The sequence below is a fragment of the Altibacter lentus genome (assembly GCF_000746845.1).
In the GTDB taxonomy this organism is placed as follows: domain Bacteria; phylum Bacteroidota; class Bacteroidia; order Flavobacteriales; family Flavobacteriaceae; genus Altibacter; species Altibacter lentus.
Map to the genome: position 1 here is coordinate 2718370 of NZ_KN050846.1, position 24651 is coordinate 2743020.

The 24651-nt window shown below is 44.3% G+C and carries 20 protein-coding genes and 1 riboswitch; of the genes, 18 read left to right on the forward strand and 2 right to left on the reverse strand.

Annotation, left to right across the window (positions count from 1 at the left end; all coding sequences use genetic code 11):
- The first annotated feature begins 91 nt into the window (after positions 1–91).
- The 12 genes from alaS (at position 92) to JS40_RS12665 (ending at position 14665) form a co-directional block, all read left to right on the forward strand.
- Positions 92–2704 (forward strand): alanine--tRNA ligase, encoded by a 2613-nt coding sequence (gene alaS, locus JS40_RS12610; RefSeq protein WP_034261108.1) that lies wholly within the window; start codon positions 92–94, stop codon positions 2702–2704.
- A gap of 62 nt (positions 2705–2766) precedes the next feature.
- Complete coding sequence (locus JS40_RS12615) at positions 2767–3714, forward strand: GSCFA domain-containing protein (protein ID WP_034261110.1); 948 nt, start codon at positions 2767–2769, stop codon at positions 3712–3714.
- Between the two features lie 80 nt (positions 3715–3794).
- Positions 3795–4310: a Riean_0653 family protein gene (locus tag JS40_RS12620; RefSeq protein ID WP_034261112.1), complete on the forward strand. Its 516-nt coding sequence runs from the start codon at positions 3795–3797 to the stop codon at positions 4308–4310.
- A gap of 252 nt (positions 4311–4562) precedes the next feature.
- Positions 4563–6437 (forward strand): outer membrane protein assembly factor BamB family protein, encoded by a 1875-nt coding sequence (locus JS40_RS12625; RefSeq protein WP_051957599.1) that lies wholly within the window; start codon positions 4563–4565, stop codon positions 6435–6437.
- A 99-nt stretch (positions 6438–6536) separates the two neighbouring features.
- Positions 6537–7265: a DUF6498-containing protein gene (locus JS40_RS12630; RefSeq protein WP_034261114.1), complete on the forward strand. Its 729-nt coding sequence runs from the start codon at positions 6537–6539 to the stop codon at positions 7263–7265.
- A gap of 79 nt (positions 7266–7344) precedes the next feature.
- Positions 7345–8757, forward strand: a complete 1413-nt coding sequence (locus JS40_RS12635) for an MORN repeat-containing protein (protein ID WP_034261116.1) — start codon at positions 7345–7347, stop codon at positions 8755–8757.
- Positions 8758–8787: 30 nt separating this feature from the next.
- Positions 8788–9576 carry an MORN repeat-containing protein gene (locus JS40_RS12640; protein ID WP_084677507.1) on the forward strand — a complete coding sequence of 263 codons (789 nt, stop codon included), beginning with the start codon at positions 8788–8790 and terminating at the stop codon, positions 9574–9576.
- 87 nt (positions 9577–9663) lie between these two features.
- Positions 9664–11616, forward strand: a complete 1953-nt coding sequence (locus tag JS40_RS12645; protein ID WP_034261120.1) for a tetratricopeptide repeat-containing sensor histidine kinase — start codon at positions 9664–9666, stop codon at positions 11614–11616.
- A 71-nt stretch (positions 11617–11687) separates the two neighbouring features.
- Entirely contained in the window at positions 11688–11933 is a 246-nt protein-coding gene (locus JS40_RS12650) for a hypothetical protein (protein WP_034261122.1), read from the forward strand.
- Positions 11934–11964: 31 nt separating this feature from the next.
- Positions 11965–13503, forward strand: coding sequence for a tetratricopeptide repeat protein (locus JS40_RS12655; RefSeq protein WP_034261124.1), 1539 nt, complete (start codon positions 11965–11967; stop codon positions 13501–13503).
- A 3-nt stretch (positions 13504–13506) separates the two neighbouring features.
- Positions 13507–13932 carry a sensor histidine kinase gene (locus tag JS40_RS12660; protein ID WP_034261126.1) on the forward strand — a complete coding sequence of 142 codons (426 nt, stop codon included), beginning with the start codon at positions 13507–13509 and terminating at the stop codon, positions 13930–13932.
- Between the two features lie 82 nt (positions 13933–14014).
- A complete protein-coding gene (locus JS40_RS12665) occupies positions 14015–14665 on the forward strand; it encodes a response regulator (protein ID WP_034261128.1) in 651 nt (216 codons plus the stop codon).
- On the opposite strand, the gene JS40_RS12670 is transcribed toward JS40_RS12665, so the two are convergent.
- Both JS40_RS12670 and metK read right to left on the reverse strand, forming a co-directional pair.
- Positions 14662–16326: an amidase family protein gene (locus JS40_RS12670; RefSeq protein ID WP_034261130.1), complete on the reverse strand. Its 1665-nt coding sequence runs from the start codon at positions 16324–16326 to the stop codon at positions 14662–14664. The genes JS40_RS12665 and JS40_RS12670 overlap by 4 nt on opposite strands.
- 94 nt (positions 16327–16420) lie before the next feature.
- Entirely contained in the window at positions 16421–17674 is a 1254-nt protein-coding gene (gene metK, locus JS40_RS12675; RefSeq protein ID WP_034261132.1) for a methionine adenosyltransferase, read from the reverse strand.
- A gap of 244 nt (positions 17675–17918) precedes the next feature.
- A riboswitch (SAM riboswitch) is annotated at positions 17919–18026 on the forward strand.
- A gap of 108 nt (positions 18027–18134) precedes the next feature.
- Between metK and JS40_RS12680 the strand changes: the two genes are divergently transcribed.
- From JS40_RS12680 to JS40_RS12705, 6 genes are read left to right on the forward strand one after another with little or no spacing between them, the layout of a single operon-like run.
- Positions 18135–18554, forward strand: a complete 420-nt coding sequence (locus JS40_RS12680; RefSeq protein WP_034261135.1) for an OsmC family protein — start codon at positions 18135–18137, stop codon at positions 18552–18554.
- On the forward strand, positions 18551–19570 hold the full coding sequence (locus JS40_RS12685) for a homocysteine S-methyltransferase family protein (protein WP_034261137.1): 1020 nt from the start codon (positions 18551–18553) through the stop codon (positions 19568–19570). The genes JS40_RS12680 and JS40_RS12685 overlap by 4 nt, the downstream gene beginning before the upstream one ends.
- A gap of 8 nt (positions 19571–19578) precedes the next feature.
- A complete protein-coding gene (gene metH / locus JS40_RS12690) occupies positions 19579–22269 on the forward strand; it encodes a methionine synthase (protein ID WP_051957600.1) in 2691 nt (896 codons plus the stop codon).
- A complete protein-coding gene (gene metF / locus JS40_RS12695; protein WP_034261139.1) occupies positions 22270–23226 on the forward strand; it encodes a methylenetetrahydrofolate reductase [NAD(P)H] in 957 nt (318 codons plus the stop codon).
- A gap of 34 nt (positions 23227–23260) precedes the next feature.
- Positions 23261–23692 carry an RrF2 family transcriptional regulator gene (locus JS40_RS12700; protein WP_034261142.1) on the forward strand — a complete coding sequence of 144 codons (432 nt, stop codon included), beginning with the start codon at positions 23261–23263 and terminating at the stop codon, positions 23690–23692.
- Positions 23693–24634: a pyridoxal-phosphate dependent enzyme gene (locus JS40_RS12705; RefSeq protein WP_034261144.1), complete on the forward strand. Its 942-nt coding sequence runs from the start codon at positions 23693–23695 to the stop codon at positions 24632–24634. It abuts the gene before it with no gap.
- Positions 24635–24651: the final 17 nt, after the last annotated feature.

Sequence of the window (24651 nt, forward strand, 5' to 3'; positions counted from 1 at the left end):
TAGGTTATGCTAACAGGTACGTAACGTACTGCAAATATAGAAATTGTTTCGTGCATAACCCTAACTAATAATTTCAGTAGCGCAAAACCGTATGAAGTCCAAGGAAATACGTTCCCAATTTTTACAATTTTTTCAATCGAAATCTCATGCCGTTGTGTCCTCAGCACCTATGGTCATTAAGGATGATCCTACCCTAATGTTCACCAATGCGGGAATGAACCAATTCAAGGAATATTTTTTAGGCAACAGCATTTCAAAGCACGATCGTATTGCCGACACACAAAAGTGTTTGCGTGTAAGCGGAAAGCATAACGATCTGGAAGAGGTGGGGATGGATACCTATCACCACACCATGTTCGAAATGTTGGGAAACTGGAGTTTTGGCGATTATTTTAAGAAGGAAGCGATCGAGTGGGCCTGGGAACTGTTAACTGAGGTGTATAAGATCGATCCGTCCATACTCTATGTCACCATTTTTGAAGGGGATGCTTCGGAAGGTTTAGAGCGGGACAGTGAAGCCTACGAATACTGGAAACAGTTTGTCCCCGAAGACCGGATCTTGAACGGCAGCAAGAAGGATAATTTCTGGGAAATGGGCGAACAAGGCCCTTGTGGTCCGTGTAGTGAGATCCATGTGGATATCCGTTCTTCCGAAGAAAAAGCAAAACAAAGCGGCGCTCTGTTGGTCAATCAAGACCATCCACAAGTGGTAGAGATCTGGAACCTGGTTTTTATGCAATTTAACCGTAAAGCGAACGGAAGCCTTGAAAAATTACCGGCGCAGCATGTGGATACCGGGATGGGTTTTGAACGTTTGGCGATGGTTTTGCAAAACAAACAAAGTAACTACGATACCGATGTTTTCACCCCTTTGATACGGGAGATCGAGGCGATCACCAATACCACCTATGGTAAGGACGAAAAAACAGATATTGCCATTCGTGTGATCGCAGACCATATTCGTGCTGTTGCCTTCAGTATCGCCGACGGGCAGTTGCCGGGCAATTCGGGAGCCGGCTATGTGATACGTCGTATCTTACGTCGTGGTATCCGTTACGGTTTTACCTTTTTGAATACCAAAGAGCCGTTTATCTATAAGCTAGTCGCCACCCTGAGCAAACAAATGGGCGAGGCCTTTCCGGAGCTCATCTCCGAACAGAACTTGATCACCAATGTGATCCTCGAGGAGGAACGATCCTTCCTGCGCACGCTGGATCAGGGATTGGTATTGCTGGAGAACGTGATCGAAACAGCTTCCTCCAAGACCATTTCGGGAAAGAAAGCTTTTGAGCTGTACGATACCTTTGGCTTTCCTATTGATCTTACCGCCTTGATCTTGCGGGAAAGAGGCTTCGATCTGGACGTGGCAGCGTTTGAGGCGGCACTTCAACAACAAAAGGATCGATCTCGTGCCGCAACCAAAGTGGAAACCGGTGATTGGGTTGTCCTTTCAGACGATTCGGAAGAAGAATTTGTGGGCTACGATACTTTGGAAACACCAATTAAGATCACCCGTTACCGAAAGGTAGAGAACAGAAAAGAAGGCGAATTGTTTCAATTGGTCTTTAATCTAACACCTTTTTATCCCGAAGGGGGTGGACAAGTGGGCGATAAGGGATATCTGGAAGCTCCCGATGGCGGGGTTGTGTACATTATAGACACAAAAAAAGAGAACAATCTCATTATCCATTTTGCAAAAAACCTTCCCAGAAATCCCGAGGCTACCTTCAAGGCAGTGGTCGATGCCAAACAGCGGCAGCGTACAGCAGCCAATCACACAGCCACACACTTACTGCATCAAGCCTTGCGCAATATTTTAGGAGAGCATGTCACTCAAAAAGGTTCGATGGTTCACAGTCGTAGCTTACGGTTCGATTTTTCTCACTTCGGAAAGGTAACCGACGATGAATTGAAGCAGGTAGAAGACTTTGTCAATGCGCGAATTCGTGAGGGGCTTGCCCTGGAAGAACGGCGCGGTATCCCTTATCAACAAGCGTTGGACGAAGGAGCCATCGCTTTGTTTGGTGAGAAATACGGAGACAGCGTTCGCGCCATCAAATTCGGGAAATCCATGGAGTTGTGTGGAGGAACGCATGTCCCGATCACATCAGATATTTGGCACTTCATTATTACTTCGGAAGGCGCTGTAGCTTCGGGAATACGCCGTATTGAAGCGATCACCGGAGATGCTGCCAAGCAGTACTTTGTGGAGCGCAGCGAAGCCTACTCCGAAGTGCAGAAGGTGTTGAACAATGCACAAGACCCTGTAAAGGCAGTTGCCGGGCTTCAGGAAGAGAATGCGCTGCTTCAGAAACAAATTCAGCAATTATTGAAGGATAAGGCGAAGAACATTAAAGGAGACCTTAAAAACGACGTGGAACATATTAACGGGATTAACTTCTTGGCAAAAGAACTGGAGTTGGATGCTTCCGGTCTAAAAGACCTGGCTTTCGAACTGGGTGGAGAAATCGATGATCTGTTCGTTATCTTTGGCTCCCGAAGCGAGGATAAGGCATTGCTTACCTGTTATATCTCGAAAGAACTGGTGGAAGAGCGAAAATTAAATGCCGGCCAGATCGTAAGAGAACTTGGTACGTACATACAAGGCGGTGGGGGCGGACAACCCTTCTTTGCAACGGCTGGAGGGAAAAACCCGGCAGGGATTGCTGAAGCCCTCGAAGAGGCACGGAAGTTTGTGCAATAGAAGACTGGAGTAGGAGGTGAGGATTGAGAAGTTGGCTTTCCATCCTTTTAAATAATTAAAGCATGAAGCTCTTTACCCATATACCGTTAGCACCTGAAGAGAATCCTATTACGTACGATTCCAACTTGTTGCTCATGGGCTCCTGTTTTACTGAAAACATAGGCGGGAAGCTTGATTATTTTAAATTTCACAATGTCCAGAATCCTTTTGGGATCGTGTTTCATCCCGTAGCGATCGATACCTTGATCGCAAGAGCCTTGGACGAAAGGCCCTATACCGAAGAAGATATCTTCCTATACAACGAACAGTGGCATTGTTTTGAAGTGCATTCTAGGCTCAGTCACCCTAACAAAGAGGACCTCCTTATAACATTGAATACACAAAGAGATCTCTTAAAGAAGACCATCTTCAGTGCGACGCATATCATACTTACATTGGGGACCGCATGGGTGTACCGGTATTTGGAGAGCGAAACTATAGTGGCAAACTGCCATAAGATACCGCAAAGATCCTTTGCTAAAGAGTTGCTTTCCGTATCCCATATTTCTGAAGTGATCCGGGAAAGTATTGACCGCATTCAAAGGGTGAACCCCAAGGCACCTATCCTCTTTACCGTCTCTCCCGTGAGACATCTCAAGGACGGATTTTCAGAGAACAGCAGGAGCAAGGCCCATTTGATCGCCGGACTGCATGCAGCATTGGATACCCGAACGAATGCTTTCTATTTTCCGTCGTACGAACTAATGCAAGACGAAATGCGGGACTACCGTTTTTATGCACAAGACCTTATCCATCCCAATGTCACTGCGATCGAGCTGCTTTGGGAACGGTTCAAGGATGTCTGGATCGCTTCGGAAACGGAAAACGTTCAAAAGGAAGTGGATGCGATCCAGAAGGGGTTGCAACACCGGCCATTCCACCAGGATGGAGCGGCTTATGAGGCTTTTCAGAAAAACCTTCAGAAGAAAATACTCCAATTGGAACAGCGAGTTCCCGGTTTGAAATTCTAGAATACGACAACTGCCCTATTGAGTCGCGTTGGGTTTTGAGGCATCTTTGCTTCAGTTAACCAATTAAAAACCCAGCAATTATGAAAAATTTTAAAAAAGTACTTTTCGTTCTCTTTATAAGTTTGGCCGTGACCGCCTGTAAAAAAGATGACGAAGGCGGCGATGACGGACAGGCCGGAGAAGGTCAGATGGTCGCAAAAGTAGACGGACAGAATTTTCAATCGCTTGAAGGAACTGTCATGGCGCAGGAAAGTAATTCCGGAGTACGCACCCTTGCAGTTTCGGCGGGAACGGTCAATTCTGAAAACCTACAAATGATCATCATCAATTTTGATGGAGAGGGTACCTATGATCTTAATTTTACAAATATTGGAACGTATAGTTTTTTGCCGGATCCAAGCAATCCGGATCCAAGCACTGTAGTGGTTTATAGCACAGCCAATGGTAACAGTTCAAACGGAACTATTAATATTTCAAGTTATAGCACCACAAATGTTAAAGGCACATTCTCATTTACCGGATATAATATTAATAATACCAGTGAGACTACTTCTGTAACAGAGGGGTCTTTTGACATGGCCCTTACACAAAACTAGATCCTCTAAAGAAAATCTCAGTGTTGAGGTTTTTACGTGGAGCCGGGAGCGGAACAATTTGTTCTTCTTCCGGTTTTTTTTGAGGAGTATGTGACAAGGTGAATAGGGGAGTTTTACTTTCTGCAAGCTGCTGCCAACTATTCCCGACACCCCTAGTTTCTCATTCACAATCAGTAGAATACGACAATTGCCCTATTGAACGGCCTCTTTCTTTAACGCACCTTTGAGATATCAATTAATTAAACCACGCATATGAAACTTTCAACAACAGCAACACTAATGATCGCCCTCGCAATAAGCTCGGTGATCCACGTCTCGGCTCAACGTGCCGAAACACCCGATTTTCGCTACGATACCGGTGCGAAGATCAACGAAATGACCCTTACCCAAGGCGGCACCATGGTCGTAGCGACCAATGATGGTCTCGTTGGGATCAAACCCGGAAGCAATGAGCTGCTTTTTAATTTCACTGACTACGGTCGTGTCAAGCCCGAAGAACTTTTCTTTGTGCCCAGCGCGCCTTATGTAATTGTCGGGGATGTTGGATTTGCCAATCTTTCGGCAAAGAAGGCAGTGATCGACTATATATCGGGGAAGGTATTGTTCACGACCGAGAACAATGGCTGGAAGACAGTAATGACCTGTGATGTCATGATGCCTCAAAACAAATTGGTGGTAAGCGGTCAACGTACTTCCAAAGAAAAATTTGCGATGCAGGTAGCCGTATACGATCTTAACACGGGCAAAGAAGATTACCGATTCCATTTGGATGAACCGGGACGTGTAGGCATTGCCAAAGATTACAGCGTCACCGGCAGACCATTATTGTTAAAGGAATACCTTATCATCCCTACCGCACAAGGTTTGATCGCCAAAAAGGCGCAAACAGGAGATAAGTTATGGGAGACCAAGATCAAGAACGTGAACTGGTTAGTGGCCGATGCCGGGGAAAAAGAGATCTATGCATTCGAGCAAAATGCCAGCGGGACCAATACCGAGGTCTATAAGATAAGTGCTACCGGAGCCGAGCTGTGGAACAAACCGGCCAAAGTAAAAGGTAAAGTCGCCAATTTCGAGATATTGCCACAGGGCCTAGCCATTGTAAGCAACAAAGATGACGGTGGAAGTAACAGCGTATTTGCCGCCAAGAACGAATCGGAAATTGGATTTTTAAGTGCATCCACAGGAGAGGATCTTTGGGATAAGGCACCTAAGACCAAGGGATATGTTCAACATTTCTACATTATGGATGATGGTATACTCTTCGGGATTTTCCAGGGGGGGATCAATAAGATCTCGTTCGACGGGCAGACACTATTCAAAAAACCATTGAAGACAGGTGAGAACATCATGACCATGGCCAATACCCCACAGGGACTTATTTATATTACTTCGGAAGATGCCAATATCGTAAATCTCGCTACGGGGGACCAGGTTTGGAACAAGCCATTGAAATATAAAAGAGCTAATGCCGTGTCGTCTAGCTATGACAGTAAGAATACCCGGTATTTAATAAGCGCCGATGATGAATTATTTGCGGTAGACGCCAATTCGGGAGAGGTATCCACCTTGGCTGAATCCAAATTTGACGGCAAAGAAGCACCTACAGGAGTGGAAGTGCGCGACGGAGGGATCTTGCTCACCAGCGATCAAAATCTAATGATGCTTGACTGGAACGGCAGTAAGAAATTCCATGAGTATTACAGAGCCCCCGGGAAAAGTGCTTTAGGAGCTATTATTGCAGGAGTCGCGGCAGTTGCCACAGCAACGACAGCCGTTGCTTCCTACAATGCTGCAAACCAGAACCGGAACAAATTAGGAAACTACACAGACCGTGGTCAGCGGTATGCCGACCTGGGGGATGGGATGGCTGCAGCTGCGGGTGCCTCAGTTGCCGAGATGTTAAAACGCTTTAAAGCAACAGCCGCCACCGAAAATGCACAGTTTGTATTGACCAAACTGGATGACGGTGTAGGACTTGTAAAATTGAACAAGGACAGCGGATCTAAAGAAAAGGAGATCGTATTGAAAGATAAGCAGCCGGAGTACCAAGTGGATGAAATAGGAGGGATACTGTATTACAAAGCCGACAACAATTCCATCTTTGCATACGATCTTAAGAAGTAACTAACTAGCCAAGTTACGAGGGTTGCAGATGGTGAGGAGTGTCTGTAATCGTACAAACCCCGTATACAACATACGGGGTTTCTTTTTACCTTTAATAGAATGATACGAACCATTTTACTTCCTAATCAAAAGAATATGTTGGTGTGGGCAAACGCACTTTTCCTGTTGGCATTGTTATTCATGCAACAGATAGATGCCTTGACCGTGGTCTTTGCCTACTTTTTAGAAACTATTGTCATAGGACTCATCCATATCTTGAAATTGTGGATTGTTTCTGCGGAAGGAAAACCAACCCGATCTAAAAAAGGGTTACAACTTAGAGGGTTGCCACTAATATTCTTTTTCGTGCTACACTACGGAATGTTCGTTGCCATCCAATCGATCTTTGCCTTTACTTTATTTGAAAGTGCGGTACCGGAGATCACCAGCTCTTTTGCTTTGCTTGAAAATTATGGATACATTCTTTCGGTGGAAGGGATGCCCGTAGTGCTGGCTTCATTGGTAGTTACTAATTTGAGCTACTTCTACACCAATTTCTGGAAGAATGAAAAGTACAAGTCATATACACCGGGAGCGATCTTTATGAAACCGTATGTGCGCATCTTTGTACAGCAGTTTGTAGTGATCCTGGCATTCTTTTTCTACCTGCTTCTATCAACTGGTGTGGTTGCCGCTGTGCTATTAATTGTTTTTAGGTTGTTGATAGATCTTACCATGGTGTCTTTACACAAAGATTCGGAAACGCTGGAAAAACTGGCAAAGAAGTATGCTAACTCACCCGATCATTATGAAGAGATGAAACGCAAATATCAAGAATTTTCAGAATAACAAAAAAATACGTCAGCTGCCCTATTTGAAACACATTATTTTTTTTGCTACTTTGTATATCACTAAAAACTAATCAAGTATGAGACCCTTTGTTTTATCACTTTTTTTATGGATTTGTATAGGTTTTTCAGGGCTGGCTCAAGTGCCTTCGCCTGTATCAAGTACTTCGAGCACCGCTAATGGTACTGCCAATAGCTGGACGATGCTTGAGAATGACAAGTTCTATATGTACGATTCATCCGGAAAAAAACTCACCAATCTTCAGCCGCTTAGCTACTTAAAGACCGATACCTTGCCGGTGTTGGATAAAAATACACGTACGCTCTATTTGTGCGCAGATATTAAAGAAGCACCAACGGGTACCACAGGTCGTGTGTCGGTCCTGGCGAATAACATCGGTAAGGATTTTTACATCACGAACCCGTATTCGTTTATTGTATATATCAATGATGCATCCCAAAGCGGAACCTTCAGTAATATTAACGGGAGTTATGTTGAATATCTGGAAGAAGCCAATAGTACCTATGTCCTGGATGGGATACGTAATTTTTCGAACTGGGGTGCTAAAACCATCAATGCCCTACCCGCTGCGCCGGACAATACTTATTGGTACCGTGATACTGACAAAGGGTTGTATGCGATACTCATCAAAGGAAAACACATTGATTATACCAAGGCTACCAATGAAAAGGACGGGAACGATCTTATCGTATCTGTTGACGGCGTAAAAAAATATGTGCTTCCCGGGTATTACACCATGGCTTCCTTTGTCTATAAACCTGTCCAGCTGTATTCAGCTTCTAGTTCAAATTCGGTTGCAACTACCAATGGAAGCACAGGTTGTGTGAGCGGTGATTGCAATAATGGCTGGGGCAAATGGCAATACGAGAATGCGCACTACGACGGGTTCTGGAAAAACGGAAAGAAAAACGGATACGGTCTCTATAAATGGAATGGTGTAGGCAAATACATAGGAAATTGGGAAAATGATACCATGAGCGGTTATGGAGCTTACATTGCCGATAACGAGGATAATATCGTAGGTGAATACCGTAATGGTAAATTGAATGGTCCCGGTTATGCTGTGTATGGAAAGGATTGGCAACAAGGCATCTACACAAATGGTAATCTTGTCACCTCCTATACATTCTATACGAACAATATAGAAACGGGATGTACTGCGGGAGACTGTCAGAATAAATATGGAAAATTTGTGTATTCTAACGGAGACTCCTATATAGGCTTCTTTAAGAACGGTAATCTTCTTTTAGGCACATACACGTTTGCCAATGGCGATAAATACAGCGGGATGTTCAATGCTCAAAATCAGTTTCACGGCACAGGACGGTACTTTTATATAAGTGGCGGATACTATGGGGGCGAATGGAAGAACGGTGCATATAACGGCCGGGGTTATTACCACAACAAAGATCTTGTCCAGCAAGTAGGGGAGTGGTCTAATGGGACGCTGGTTAAATCTTTAAAGAAATAGAATTCAATTAACACGTAAAACCAAAATAGTATGAAATCACTAACACTAGCTTTTTTATGCATGCTGTTTAGCGGCTTGCTTATGGCACAAGAAACACCAATGACACCTACTACCGGGAATGCTGCGAATCCGCCTACCACCACCGCAAGCACGCCCAGTACAACTACCTTTGGGTGTGTAAGTGGCGATTGTATGAACGGATGGGGAAAGAAGACCTTTGATTATGGATATTATGAAGGATTCTGGAAAAACGGAAACAGGGATGGTTATGGCCTCTTCGATTGGAATGACTCCGGAAAGTATATCGGCTTTTGGGTAAACAATGCCATGACAGGCTATGGTGTATATATCGGGGTCAATAAAGACATGGTGGGTGAGTATCAAAACGGATTTATCCAAGGACTTGGATATATTGTGGAAGATGAGGTCTGGGAGCAAGGTCGCTATGAACTAAGTCAGTTGAAGGACGCCTACACCTTTATCGATAACGGGACGACCACAGGCTGTGTCGCAGGAGATTGTACTAATAAATACGGACGATTTAAATGGTCCAATGGCGATTCGTACACAGGTTTCTTTAAGAACGGGAATCTGTATATGGGCACCTATTTATTTGCCAATGGCGATAAGTATACCGGTCAGTTTAACAGTAGCAATCAGTACCACGGGCAAGGAAGGTTCTTTTTTACCAGCGGGAACTATTACGGCGGGGAATGGAATAACGGGAAATACCATGGCCGGGGCTATTATCAGGGTCAGTCTGCTGCCGATGACCGCGTAGGTACGTGGAATAACGGCACCTTCGTCAAAAAACTATAATACTAATTAGCCAATAGATCAAAGCACGATCCCTACGGATCGTGTTTTTTATTTTTTCTTTACATTCGTTTTCAGAAACCCCTTCACATGCGTAAGATTGTAATCCTCATTTTCCTTTTTATCAATGGGATCCTTTTCTCACAATCCCAGGCTCAAAAAATAGACAGTCTCCTTCAAGTTGCAGAAACAGCCAATGATTCGGTGCGGCTTCGTATTTTCAACAAGGTAGGTTTCTATTTTATTTTTAACGACCCTCCGCGGGCGAAGCAATTGTTGCAAAATGCTATTGCCGAAGCAAAAAATAAGAAGGTTCCTTTTTCCGAAGCAGAACTCGTAAATACCTACGGTATCTACTACGATGTGTCTGGGCAGGCAGACTCTGCAAACTATTACTTTAAGGAAGCATTAGCGCTTAGCAGACAAAAGGATTTTAAGACCATAACGGTCATGGTGATCAATAATCTGGGGATGTTTCACTGGAACAAAGGAAACTATCAAGATGCCCTCGATTATTTCTTTCAAGCGCTCAAAATGAACGAGACCAACACCAGTGAAGCGGGAAACGCGGTCTTTTTCAATAATATAGGCTTGATCTATCAGGAAATGGGGCAGTATGATAAGGCGATCGAATATCACAACAGCTCGCTTGAATTACGCCGAAAGTATAACAAAACCAGCGAGATTCCTGCCTCCCTTAATAATATTGGGATCAACCTTGTAGCACTGGAAAAATTCGATGAAGCCGAAAAAGTTCTAAAAGAAGCCGTTGCTACTGCCGAAGCTGCTAATGAACAGGGCAAATATTTCGATTCACTTAGTAGTTTGGCCGATCTGTACATCACCCAGGAAAAACCGGCGATGGCCATACCATTGTTTACCGAGATCTTAAAAGGACGGGATGCCGCTAATATAGACCGACGTGCGAATTTGATCCCGATCTCCTTCTTGATACAGGCGAACAACAGTCTGGGCAATACCAATGAGGCGTTAAAATATGTAGTGCTGGGGAATGAATTTCTAGAAGAATTCCCGGATCTTAAAAATGCCGCAGTCGATTTCTACCAACATGCTTCAGAGACCTATTTTAGAACCGGAAACCCTCAATTGGGTGGAGCATTCCTTCAAAAATCCCTGGATGCCAAAGAGCGGATCTTTTCAGATAAAAGCGCAGCTGCTATCGCCGATCTGGAAACCAAATACAATCTGGCACAGAAGGAAAAGGATCTCGCCCAGACGAAAGCCGATCTGGCGGAACGTGAACTGGAAGTGGAACAAAAGAATACGCTTATCTACGGAGGGATCGCTATTGCGATCATCTTTGGACTTTTAGGGTATTTGTTCTTCAATCAGCAACGACTAAAGAACAAACAGTTAAAAAAGGAAAGCGAGTTAAAGACCGCACTTGCACGCATAGAGACCCAGAACCGCCTGCAAGAACAACGATTGCGCATTTCCAGGGACCTTCATGATACCATAGGCTCGCAGCTTACGTTTATCATTTCTTCGATCGACACTTTAAAATTCGGACTGAAGGACACCGGTGGGAAAACCAAGGAGAAGTTAACCCATATCAGCGCTTTTGCATCTCAGACCATTTATGAGTTGCGGGACACTATTTGGGCCATGAACAAGAACGATATTTCGTGGGAAGATCTGCAAGGGCGTATCTCAAATTTTATTGAAAAGGCCGGTACGGCTTCGGCCAGTGTTGATTTTAACTTTTCTGTAGGGAGAAATGTCACGCCGGACATCACATTCTCATCTGTGGAAGGCATGAATATTTACAGGATTATCCAGGAGGCGGTTAACAATGCGCTAAAACACGCACAGGCAAACCATGTTTCAGTGGAGATCGATAAGAAAAATGAATTGTGCACACTAACAATAACCGATGATGGCAGCGGATTTTTGGTCATTTCTGAAACGACCGGAAACGGCCTTAAGAATATACATAAAAGAGCAGCAGATCTGGGTGGAAACATTTCAATAGAATCGGAACCAGGAAAGGGAACGCGCGTAGTGGTGACCTTTAAGAGTTAGCTAAATACGTCAAATGCCGTATACTCAATTTGGTAAGGGGGTTGTACCTTTAGAATGCCAAATGAAACACCATGAATTATGAATCTGTTATAGGATTCGCGCTCTTTTTTTGTGCGATCGCGGGAATAACACTGTATTTTGTTCTTCGGAATAAGCGGCTGGAAAAAAGTCACAAGATCAAACGACAGCAACTTTCCGAAGCCATTGTGCTGCATAAGACGCAGATCGCGATACGAGAGAATGCGTTGAACAAATATCATTTTTTACGGTACAATTTAGACGAAGCACTTGTTGTTCAGACCAATATAAATATCTAGATTTATGGTAACTAACCAAATTAGATCTAAGATGTCAAAACTTCGCAGTGCATGTTTTCTGGTATTCTTTTTTTCCTCCTTCCTTCTTCAATCACAAGAAACCTTACAAAATATTGATAGTGCCCTAACGGTGCTTAGAAAGGCACCCAACGATACCGCAAAAGTGGGACTTTTGCTTGCGATTGCACGTCATTATAATATTACACATCTGGACAGTGCAAAGGCTTTTGCCGAGGATGGGATTCGTCTGGCAGAGACGCTGAAGTATCCCTACGGAAAAATGATGAACCTAAATGTCCTGGGAAATTATTTTGAACGCAAGACTAATTATGAGAAGGCAATGACCGAATATAACAAGGCGCTAGACATTGCCAAAGCGACCAACAGTACAAAGGGATTTGCCGTAATTCTCAATAATATTGCAACCATTCATATTCGCAGGGGCGATTACCAAAAAGCCATTCCGTTGCTATTTGAAGCCCTGAAAGCTGAAGAGAAACTGGGTAACAAGACAGGAATCGCTCAGGCGTATAACAATATAGGAGTAGCCTATTACTATCTTCAGGATTTCGACAAAACAACTCAATACCTTACAAGGGCACTTGAAATGCAGGAAGCTTTGGGTAATTTTGCCGGATTGCAGAATGGCTATAACAATGTGGGGGCTATTTACGATTATCAGCAAAAGTACGATGATGCGATCGCTTCCTATTCCAAAGCACTTGCTATTAGCAAACAGCTGGGTGATACCAAGGAACAAGCTTCCAATCTCACTAATATAGCCCTGGCGTATTCTAAAAAAGGCGATTTCACTACCTGCGAACGTCTCTTTCTGGAGTCCATCGCCTTGCGTGAAGCCGCACAGGATTTTAACGGGATGGCACATTCGTATACCAGTTTTGGGGAATCGCTTCGACTTCAAAAACGACTTAAGAAATCTGAAGAATATTTACTGAAAGGGGTCGCACTCGCGAAGCAATATGATATAAAATTGTCGCTTAAAGAAGGATATTCAAGCCTTTCAGAACTTGCCAAGGATCAAAATGATTATAAAAAGGCAAATACCTATTTATACGACTTTATTGCGGTAAAGGACTCGATTCTTAATGAGAAGAACAGTCAGATCATTCAAGAGACAGAAACCAAATATCAAACCGAGAAGAAGGAAAAGGAAATCCTTCAGCAAAGAGCGCAACTGGCAGAAAAGGACCTGCAGGTTCGAAAAAAGAACACCTTGGTCTATGGCGGATTTGGCCTGGCGCTTGTCTTAGGGCTTCTGGGCTACCTGGTCTATAATCAACAAAAGTTAAAGAACCGGCAGTTGCGTAAAGAAGGACAGTTAAGAACCGCTCTGGCACAGATAGAAACACAAAACAGGTTGCAGGAACAACGGTTGCGTATCTCCCGTGATCTGCACGACAATATCGGGGCACAACTCACATTTATTATTTCAAGTCTGGACAACCTCAAGTACAGCTTCAAGGATATGGAAACTACCTTGTCCCAAAAACTCTCCGGGATCAGTTCTTTTACTTCTCAGACCATTTATGAACTACGGGATACTATTTAGGCCATGAACAAGAACAGCATTACGTTCGAAGACCTTCAGTCCCGCATTAGTAATTTCATAGAAAAGGCGAAGTTAGCTTCGGAAGGAACCCAGTTTTCTTTTACTGTGGATGCTTCGGTCGAAGCTTCTCACGCGTTCACTTCGGTTGTTGGAATGAATCTTTACCGGATCATTCAGGAAGGCGTCAATAATGCCATAAAATATGCGGAAGCTTCAGAGATAGGCGTGAACATTTCAGAAGAACCAACTCATTTCCTGCTCACCGTTCGAGACAACGGAACGGGCTTCGATATTGACAATACCCAATCGGGTAACGGGCTCAACAATATGAAAAAACGAACCAGAGAGTTTAAAGGCACTCTGGAGGTCCGTTCCGAAGCAGGAAAAGGAACCACCCTAAAGGTGATCATCCCTAAAGAGCACGGATAACTGTAAATAAGGCAACTGCCCTATGGCAAGAAGGATCAAACTGTTGTAATTTTAAGTATCTTTAATGTTGAACCCACCAAAGATGAGCGTAAAAGTTGCCATTGTAGACGATAACAGTTTCTTGATCCACGCGATTAAAGAGAAGCTTTCTTTCTTTGAGGATATTTCAATAAAACACACCGCCCTCAATGGCAGTGAACTGCTCACCAAATTAGAAGAGAACCACAATCTGGACGTAATTCTTATGGATATCGAAATGCCCGTTCTTAACGGTATCGAAAGCACACAGATGGTCAAACAGAAATATCCGCAGATCAAGATCATTATGCTTACGGCTTTCGACAACGACGAGAACATTTTCAACGCCATAAAAGCGGGAGCTGACGGCTATCTTCTTAAAGAGATAAATCCTGAAGACCTTTACAACGGGATCAAAGAAACGCTTAATGGCGGTGCTGCCATGAATCCTTCCATTGCGTTGAAAACCTTGAAGTTGCTCCGAAATCCCATAGACATTCAAAACCCTTGTGACAAAGAGGAGATCTCGCTTTCCAAACGCGAAGTGGAGGTGCTGGAGCAATTAAGTAAGGGCTTAAGTTACACAGCGATCGCCGATAACCTTTTTTTATCCCCGAGTACGGTTCGAAAACACATCGAGAACATCTATAAGAAACTACAGGTACATAGTAAGATGGAGGCCGTTCAGAAGGCTAAAAATCACAATATCATCTAATCTTTATACGCCCGGGGGATCTTTCGGGCATTGAGTATTTGTTCTACCGCATAGCCCAATTCAAGTAAGGACGCTTCTGTATATGGTGATGAAATAAGCGTGAGCGCAATGGGTTCTCCACTTGTTTTATAACCCATTGGGACTGCTAAACAAGGATGTAATCCCACCGCCGCGTACGCCGAATGATAATTGTTAATGGACAAGATGGCGTCGAGTTGGTATTGTTGCATAGGCTCCTGAAAATAGCGGTTTCCATTGGTAAGAAGCCGAGAGCGCAGCAAATCCAAACCTTTGGTGTCTATGGTGTCGTTCATGATGGCATCAAAGATTCCTTGTCCGTAGGGCATTCGCAAAGTGCTGTCCTTCGCATTGTAGGTCATGATCGCCTCCAAAGAGGGAAGGGTGTCTGCAATGGACGTATATTCTCTAAGGTAGACAGGGAGGTCTTGTTTCATCTCCAGATTAAGCAGGCTGAGAAAACCATCCAGCGGGACTTGCGGCGGATCGAACGGGACAAGTATAGCACCCCGAGATTCCAATTGTTTGATAGATGCTGCATAGATCGTATCGCTAAGCAATCCATTGATCACGCCTAATCGTTTTCCTGAAAGGTCGTTGTTCTTTTTCTGAAGAATATACGAGCTCGAAGAAGCAATACTGGAAGGATCCTTGGCATCTTTCCCCCTCATGGCGTCCAGTAAAATAGCTGCATCGGTCACATTTTTGGCCATAGGGCCGGGCGTGTCCAGCGTATGGGAAATAGGAACGATCCCGGACCGGCTTATCACTCCCACTGTGGGTTTCAATCCTACTAAAGAGTTTTGACTGGAGGGAGAAATAATCGAACCTGCTGTTTCGGTTCCCACAGCGGCCACGGCATAGTTTGCCGCTACCGATGTTCCGCTGCCCGCACTGCTGCCTCCCGTTTCAAAGATCTTTCGTCCATACGGATTTAAGGTTTGTCCGCCTAAGGCACTATATCCCAATGGACAGCCAGAGCAAAAATAATAAGCCCATTCGCTAAGATTCACTTTTCCGAGGATAAGGGCTCCATTGGCCTCCAATTGACTTACGAGAAAAGCATCTTTTTCATTGGAGGTGTGTTCCAAAACGGCGGCTCCGGCGGTAGCATTCATGGTAGCTGTTGTGATATTATCTTTTAAAAGTATGGGCATTCCATATATAGGATGTTTCTTGTCGTGCTTATTTTTATCGCGGGCTCTCGCTTGTTCCAGGACCAGAGGATTAAGGGCCATGATGGTATGTAAGGACGTAGCGGGGTCAAGCTCATACGTGTAGATGCGTTTCAAATAGAACAGTGTAAGCTCTTCGTAGGTAAGATCACCCCTACTAATATGTTGCTGAAGGCTTGGAATATCTTGTTCCAGCACCATAGGAGCCAGCTGGGCGTATCGTTCTTCAGAAAAAGCGGCTACAGCCTCGTACAAAGGTTGAAATACATCGTTCTTGTCGCGGTACCTGGATTGAATCAACTTGAATTTCATCCGGTTGCTTTCATGCGCTTGTTGCGCTTCGATTTCTTGAGTTTCGTCGTAGGACTGCCACAACATTACCTGTTTTGTTTCTGAAGGTGCCTTTTTACAGGAGATACAGCTGCAAAGGATAAGGAGGAAAAATGTAAGAAAAGAAGTAGCGTTCATGGCGAAATTGTTTCTATAAATGTAAAAAACCACGCTTATACTAAAGCGTGGTTTTTAAAATTTATTCAGAAAAAAATATAATTTAATCGATCGATCAAAGTTTAAAAGCTTCTTTCACAGCTTCAATATAATCTAATTTTTCCCAGGTGAACAACTCTACTTCCTTTTCAATACGACCGTTATACGGACTTTCGAACACCTTTGTTACGTGTTGCGGAGTACGGCCCATGTGTCCGTACGCAGCGGTTTCCAAGTAAATAGGATTTCTGAGCTTAAGACGTGTCTCGATGGCAGCAGGACGCATGTCAAAGATCTTAGCTGTGATCTTAGCGATCTCCCCGTCGGACATAGCGACGTGCGAAGTACCGTGAGTATTGACAAAGATGGAAGTAGGTTCTACAACACCAATCGCATACGATACTTGTACGAGCACTTCATCGGCTACTCCAGCTGCTACAAGATTTTTCGCAATATGTCGTGCTGCATAGGCCGCACTACGATCTACCTTGCTGGGATCCTTTCCGCTAAATGCTCCTCCACCATGGGCTCCTTTACCGCCGTAGGTATCAACAATGATCTTTCTTCCTGTAAGTCCCGTATCACCATGCGGTCCTCCAATCACGAACTTTCCGGTAGGATTGATATGGTAGGTGATGTCGTTGTTAAACAATGCCTGTACATATTCCGGAAGTTGCTTTTTAACTCTAGGAATTAAGATATCAATAATGTCCTTCTTTATCTTTTTTAGCATGATTTCATCTTCATCAAAATCGTCGTGCTGCGTCGAAACGACAATAGCAACGATCTTTTGCGGGACATTATCATCGCTGTATTCAATAGTTACCTGACTCTTAGAATCGGGTCTCAAGTAGGGAATTTCGTTTCCTTCACGGCGCAGTGCCGCCAGTTCGATCAGGATCTTATGTGATATGTCTAAGGCCAGCGGCATGTAGTTTGCCGTCTCTTTTGTAGCGTATCCAAACATCATTCCTTGGTCACCTGCGCCCTGTTCCTCTTTAGTATCGCGATCCACCCCTTGGTTTATGTCCTTGGATTGTTCATGTATCAACGAAATAACCCCGCATGAGTCGCCGCTAAATTGATAGGCTCCTTTGGTGTATCCAATTTTGTTGATCACATCGCGCGCAATGTTCTGTACATCCAGGTAGGTATTGCTTCGCACCTCTCCTGCCAAAACAACTTGTCCGGTAGTTACCAGGGTTTCACAAGCAACTTTAGATTCTGGGTCGAAGGCTAAGAAATGATCGAGCAATGCATCACTAATCTGATCTGAAACTTTATCCGGGTGTCCTTCGGAAACACTTTCCGAAGTAAATAAATACGCCATATAAATGGTTTTTAAAAATTTAAAATTAACGGAGATTTGACGGAAGCGTCGAAGGTAGTTTGCACTGCCTTTAGCATTTTTTAGGGAGGTTGCAATCAGTCAAATCTTTCCTCTTTACTTTCTTCGGGCAAAAGTAAAAAAATAATGTGAATAGCGATTCCTTTTCAAAATATTTCAGAAAAAATTTGGATGTTCGGTTTTTCAATTCAATATTTGTACTCGTTAAGTTCACATCTTTATTGAAACGTTATCAAGAAAGGCGGAGGGATTAGACCCGTTGAAGCCTTAGCAACCCTTTCACTTGAAAGAAGGTGCTACATTCTACACAATTTACAATGGTGATAGATAACACAGGGATAGTTCTACCTTCTCTTCCTTTTCTTGATACATTTTAATTGCTGAAACGACCATCGTTCGGTTTTGGATTTTGAATTTTGACAATGTCAGAAAAAATGTAACTATGAAAGTAACACTTAAGCGTACCAATAACGATTACCTTTTTGAAGCGGTTGGTCCCAATGGAATTCCGGTACATATCGATAATAAGAGCAATGAGAACGTTCAAGGCGCGAGTCCCATGGAACTGGTGCTTATGGCCGTAGGGGGTTGTAATGCTATCGACATCATCTCAATTCTAAAGAAGCAGCGCCAAGAGGTGACTTCCTATACCATTGAAGTCGACGGGAAACGCAAGGAACTTAGAGACGCAACGCCGTTTGAAGCAATTCATGTAAGTGTCTTCCTGGACGGAAACATTCAACCTGAAAAGGCAAAACGAGCCGCGGCCTTGAGTTTTGAGAAGTATTGCTCGGTCTCCCTTACCTTGACAGGATGTGTTTCGGTTACCTATTCCATCATTCTTAATGGAGAAGCGATATGAAGGAGATCCTTAAGGCAATGAAAGAGCGCATTCTCATCCTGGATGGTGCCATGGGAACCATGTTGCAACGGTATAATTTTTCTGAAGCTGATTTTCGCGGTGAACGTTTCAAAGAGTATCATCTCTCTGTGAAAGGGAATAATGACCTTCTTTCCCTAACACAGCCTGAAGCTATTGCCGAAGTGCATCGCAAGTACTTCGAGGCCGGAGCAGACATTGTGGAGACCAACACCTTTTCCGGTACTACTATTGCTATGGCCGACTATGAGATGCAAGATCTCGTATATGAACTTAATTTTGAATCGGCTAAAATTGCAAAACAGGTAGCACAGGAGTTCTCTGAACGGGAACCCCACAAACCCCGGTTTGTAGCAGGAGCGATGGGCCCCACCAACAAGACAGCAAGTATGTCCCCAAATGTGAACGATCCGGGCTACAGGGCTATTTCATTTGAAGCATTGGCGGTAGCCTATAAACAACAGGCAGCCGCACTTATCGATGGCGGTGCGGATTTATTATTGGTGGAAACCGTTTTTGACACCTTAAACGCGAAGGCCGCTCTATTTGCAATAGACGAACTAAAAGAAGAACGCCAATTGGATATTCCGGTAATGGTAAGCGGAACCATCACCGATGCCTCCGGCCGAACCTTGTCGGGGCAAACTGCAGAAGCATTCCTTATTTCCATCTCCCATATTCCGCTCTTAAGTGTAGGTTTTAATTGTGCGCTGGGAGCCAAACAGTTGGCGCCCCATTTGGAAGCGATCTCTAGAAATACCACCTTGGCAGTCTCTGCTTATCCCAACGCAGGCTTGCCCAACGCATTTGGTGCCTACGATGAAAGTGCAGAACAGATGGCTTCACAGATCCGGGAATATTTAGATAAAAAACTGATCAACATAATCGGGGGGTGCTGCGGGACAACTCCTGAACATATCAAAGCGATCGCTCAGTTGGCATCGCAATATCAACCACGACCTTTTACTGTTTCGAACCACTCAACCGTAAATATATAAAGAGCTGTATGGAGAAAGGACTGAATGAAAAGCGGTATTTAAAACTTTCGGGTCTGGAGCCCTTGGTCATTACACCCGAAAGTAACTTTATTAATGTGGGAGAACGAACCAATGTGGCGGGATCCCGCAAGTTCCTTCGATTGATCAATGAGGATAATTTCGAAGCAGCACTGTCGGTTGCAAGACACCAAGTGGACGGAGGAGCACAGATCATTGATGTGAATATGGACGATGGTCTTATTGACGGAAAGGCAGCCATGGTAAAATTTCTAAATCTGGTGATGGCCGAACCCGACATAGCCCGGGTCCCTGTTATGATCGATAGTTCAAAATGGGAGATCATAGAAGCAGGCCTGCAGGTGGTACAGGGCAAATGTGTTGTGAATTCTATTAGCCTCAAGGAGGGAGAAACCGAATTCATTCGACAGGCTGCGTTGATCAAACGGTATGGTGCGGCTGTGATCGTCATGGCTTTTGATGAAAAGGGACAGGCTGATACCTTCGAACGAAGGATCGAAATAGCAAAGCGCAGTTACGATGTGCTGGTAGACATCGTGAAATTTCCTGCGGAAGACATCATCTTCGATCTCAATATCTTCCCTGTTGCTACGGGCATGGACGAACATCGCAAGAATGCGGTGGATTTTATAGAAGCCACGCGCTGGGTGCGAACTCATCTTCCCCATTGCAGCGTTAGCGGAGGTGTAAGCAATGTTTCGTTTAGCTTCAGAGGAAACGACACGGTACGGGAAGCCATGCACTCTGTCTTTTTATATCACGCAATCCAGGCAGGGATGAATTTAGGGATCGTGAATCCGGCGATGTTGGAGGTCTATGACAGTATCCCGAAAGATCTTCTGGAACGTGTTGAAGATGTGATGCTGGACCGCCGGGAAGATGCTACCGAAAGACTTCTGGATTTTGCCGAAACAGTGAAACAAACCAGTAAAGAAAGGACCGCAGATCTTTCTTGGCGTGAAAACCCGCTGCAAGAGCGCATTACACATGCGTTGGTGAAAGGCATAGACGAATTTATTGTAAACGATGTCGAAGAAGCAAGAACCGGTGTGGCTGCACCAATTGAGGTGATCGAAGGACATTTAATGATAGGGATGAATGTGGTGGGAGATCTCTTCGGAAGCGGAAAAATGTTCCTGCCTCAAGTGGTGAAATCGGCGCGAGTAATGAAAAAGGCAGTGGCCTATCTGTTGCCTTTTATTGAAGCTGAAAAGGACGGCAAAGCACAATCCAATGGAAAAATATTGATGGCTACCGTAAAAGGAGATGTGCACGATATTGGAAAGAACATTGTTGGGGTTGTTTTGGCTTGCAATAATTACGAGATCATAGATCTGGGTGTGATGGTACCACCGGAGAAGATCATTGCGGAAGCAAAAAAACACGCGGTGGATATTATTGGGTTGAGTGGTTTGATCACTCCTTCACTGGATGAGATGGTCTTCCTTGCTCAGGAAATGCAGCGACAGGACTTTAAGGTGCCCTTACTTATTGGAGGTGCCACGACCAGCAAAGCTCATACCGCAGTTAAGATCGATCCGCAGTATCGAGAAGCTGTAGTGCATGTAAATGATGCTTCGCGGGCCGTTACCATTGTAGGCGATCTACTTCAAAAGGAACATTCCAAAGGGTTCAAGGATCGATTGAAAGTAGAGTACGCCGACTTTCGGGAACGGTTCCTCTCCCGACAGTCTGAAAAGACCTATTTATCCCTGGAGCAGGCAAGAAGCAATCGATTGCAGCTGGATTGGAAGGATCCTAAAATCAAAGAGCCAAAGCACTTAGGGATTGAGGTAATAGAAGATTTTGATCTTGAGCATTTGGTACCCTATATCGATTGGACTCCGTTCTTTAGAAGTTGGGACCTACACGGAAAGTACCCCGAGATTCTTACAGATGCAGTGGTGGGGACCCAGGCTTCAGAATTGTATGACGATGCAAAGAAAATGCTTCAGAAGATCATTACTGAAAAGAAAGTACAGGCAAAAGCAGTCTTCGGACTCTTTAAAGCCAATAGCGTGCAACATGATGATATTGAGGTCACATCTCCTTCCGAACCACTTACAGAAAAGATCTATTTCAGAACGCTGCGTCAACAAAGTAAAAAAGCCGAAGGACGCCCAAATATTGCACTGGCAGATTTTATTGCTCCTTTGGAAACGGGAGTACAGGATTATATAGGTTGTTTTTGTGTCACCACCGGCTTTGGAACCGATGAACTTGCCAATGATTACTTGGCAAAACTGGATGATTACAATGCGATAATGGTAAAGGCACTGTCTGACCGACTCGCTGAAGCATTTGCCGAATACCTCCATAAGCACGTGCGTACCAACTATTGGGGATATGCTACTAACGAACAGCTTTCTAACGAAGAGCTTATAAGTGAACAATACACCGGAATACGCCCGGCACCGGGATATCCCGCCTGTCCCGATCATCTGGAAAAGCAAACCATTTGGGAGCTTCTGCAGGTGAAAGAACGTATAGGTGTCACGCTTACTGAAAGTCTTGCAATGTGGCCTGCGGCATCGGTTTCCGGTTATTATTTTGGACATCCTGAAGCGCGATATTTTGGCGTGGGTAAGATCAAGGAAGACCAAGTGGCCGATTTTGCAGAACGCAAGAAAATAGATTATGAAGTAGCCGAAAAATGGCTAAAAACGAATATAGCAGATTAGATGAAAGTTTTAGAACATATAGAGAAGGCGAATGGCAAGACCCAATTCTCCTTTGAGATCCTCCCTCCTTTAAAAGGACAAAATATACAGTCCATCTTCGATAGCATTGATCCGTTAATGGAGTTTAATCCTCCCTTTATTGATGTGACCTATCACAGAGAGGAATATGTTTATAAAGAGTTGGAGAATGGCCTGCTTGAAAAAAAAGTGGTGCGAAAGCGTCCCGGCACGGTGGGAATTTGTGCAGCCATACAGAATAAGTACGACGTGGACGCCATCCCGCATATCCTGTGTGGCGGATTCACAAAAGAAGATACCGAGAATTTTTTGATCGATCTTGATTTCTTGGGGATCGATAATGTAATGGCCCTGCGCGGCGATGCCGTAAAGAACGAAACGTATTTCACACCTGAGAAGAAGGGTCATGCCTATGCCGAGGAGTTGGTGAAACAGATCGATGCCCTTAACAGAGGCACTTATTTGGACGCTGAAACTTTAAATCAGGCGCAAACCAATTTTTGTATAGGCGTAGCCGGATACCCCGAAAAACACGCCGAAGCACCTAATATGGAAAGCGACATCCACTTCTTGAAAAAAAAATTGAAGAACGGCGGGGCGTATGTTGTGACGCAAATGTTCTTCGATAACGCGAAATTCTTTCTGTTTGTAAAGAAATGCAGAGAAGCAGGTATCGAAGCTCCCATCATTCCGGGATTGAAACCGTTGTCCAGTAAAAAGCAACTTAATCTTATTCCGCAGCGTTTCAATGCAGAGCTGCCCGATGCCTTGATCCAAGAGGTCCTTAAATGCAAAGATTCAGATCAGGTAAAGAACGTGGGTATCGAATGGTGCATCATGCAAAGCAAAGAGCTCATGGCACACGGGGTCCCTTTTTTACATTTTTATTCTATGGGTAAAAGCGATAATATAAAAACCGTAGCTTCACAATTGTTCTAAAATTTGTAAGTTTAATCCATAAGAACCATAACCTATGCTCTCCCGAAAAACCAAATATGGATTAAAGGCACTCACCTATCTGGCAAGGAAGGAATCGAATACGCCTGTGCAGATCTCTGTTATATCTGAAGCAGAGAACATCTCTCAAAAGTTTTTGGAAAGCATTCTTTTAACGCTTCGGAAGGCGGGATTCTTGGAGTCGAAAAAAGGCAAAGGAGGAGGTTATTATTTGCTGAAAGAGGCAAAGGATATTCCCATTTCTGAAGTCTACAGGGTGCTGGAAGGACCTATCGCCATGGTTCCATGCGTAAGTTTGAATTTCTATGAAAAATGCGATGATTGCCCCGATGAGGACCGCTGCAGTGTTCATAGGTTGATGATACAAGTAAGGGATAATACGCTTACCATCTTCGAGAATACCTCATTGGAAGATCTCATACAGCAAACTTCACAACGTCCAATGTAAATGATCCCAGCAAAAGCCGATATCGAAGCAGCCTATGCACGGGTGAAACCGTATGTACACAGAACACCTGTGCTTACCTCAAGCCTGATTAACAAACATATCAATGCCGAGGTCTTTTTTAAATGTGAGAACTTTCAGAAAATGGGCGCTTTTAAGATGAGGGGAGCCGTCAATGCCATTTTACAATTAAGTGAAGAAGAACGAAAAGCCGGGGTGGTAACACATTCTTCCGGCAATTTTGCCCAGGCAGTTGCTTTGGCCGCTCGTACCCTAGGGGTCCAAGCCTATATTGTGATGCCTTCCAATGCGCCCGGCGTGAAAAAGGAGGCTGTTAAGGGATATGGTGGCATTATTACAGAATCCTTGCCTTCCTTGGAGGATAGGGAAAGAGCGGCAGAAGAAATAAAAAGAGAAACAGGGGCTACATTTTTACATCCCTCTAATCAAATGGAGGTGATCCTTGGCAATGCAACAGCAACTTTGGAGTTACTCGAGTCCCATCCCGATCTGGATACTGTTATCACACCTGTTGGCGGTGGGGGTTTACTGGCGGGCACGGCCCTGGCTGTTCATTATTTTGGTAATCGGTGCACGACCATTGCAGGAGAGCCTTTTGCGGCAGATGATGCCTACCGCTCTTTCCATGCCGGACAAATAGAAACCAACACTACGGCCATTACCATCGCCGACGGACTTAGAACGCAGTTAGGGTCTGTTAATTTTCCCATAATTAAAGAACTAGTAACCGATATTCTTCGTGTGGAGGAAGCGGAGATCGTCGATAGCATGCGGTATCTCTGGGAACGATTAAAAATAGTGATCGAACCGTCTTCGGCGGTGCCTTTTGCGGCACTGCTACGTCACAAAGAACAATTCAGAAATAAAAAAATAGGCATCCTCTTATCGGGAGGAAATGTGTCTCTGTCACAGCTCCCTTTTTAGTCCTTAAATGCATTTTT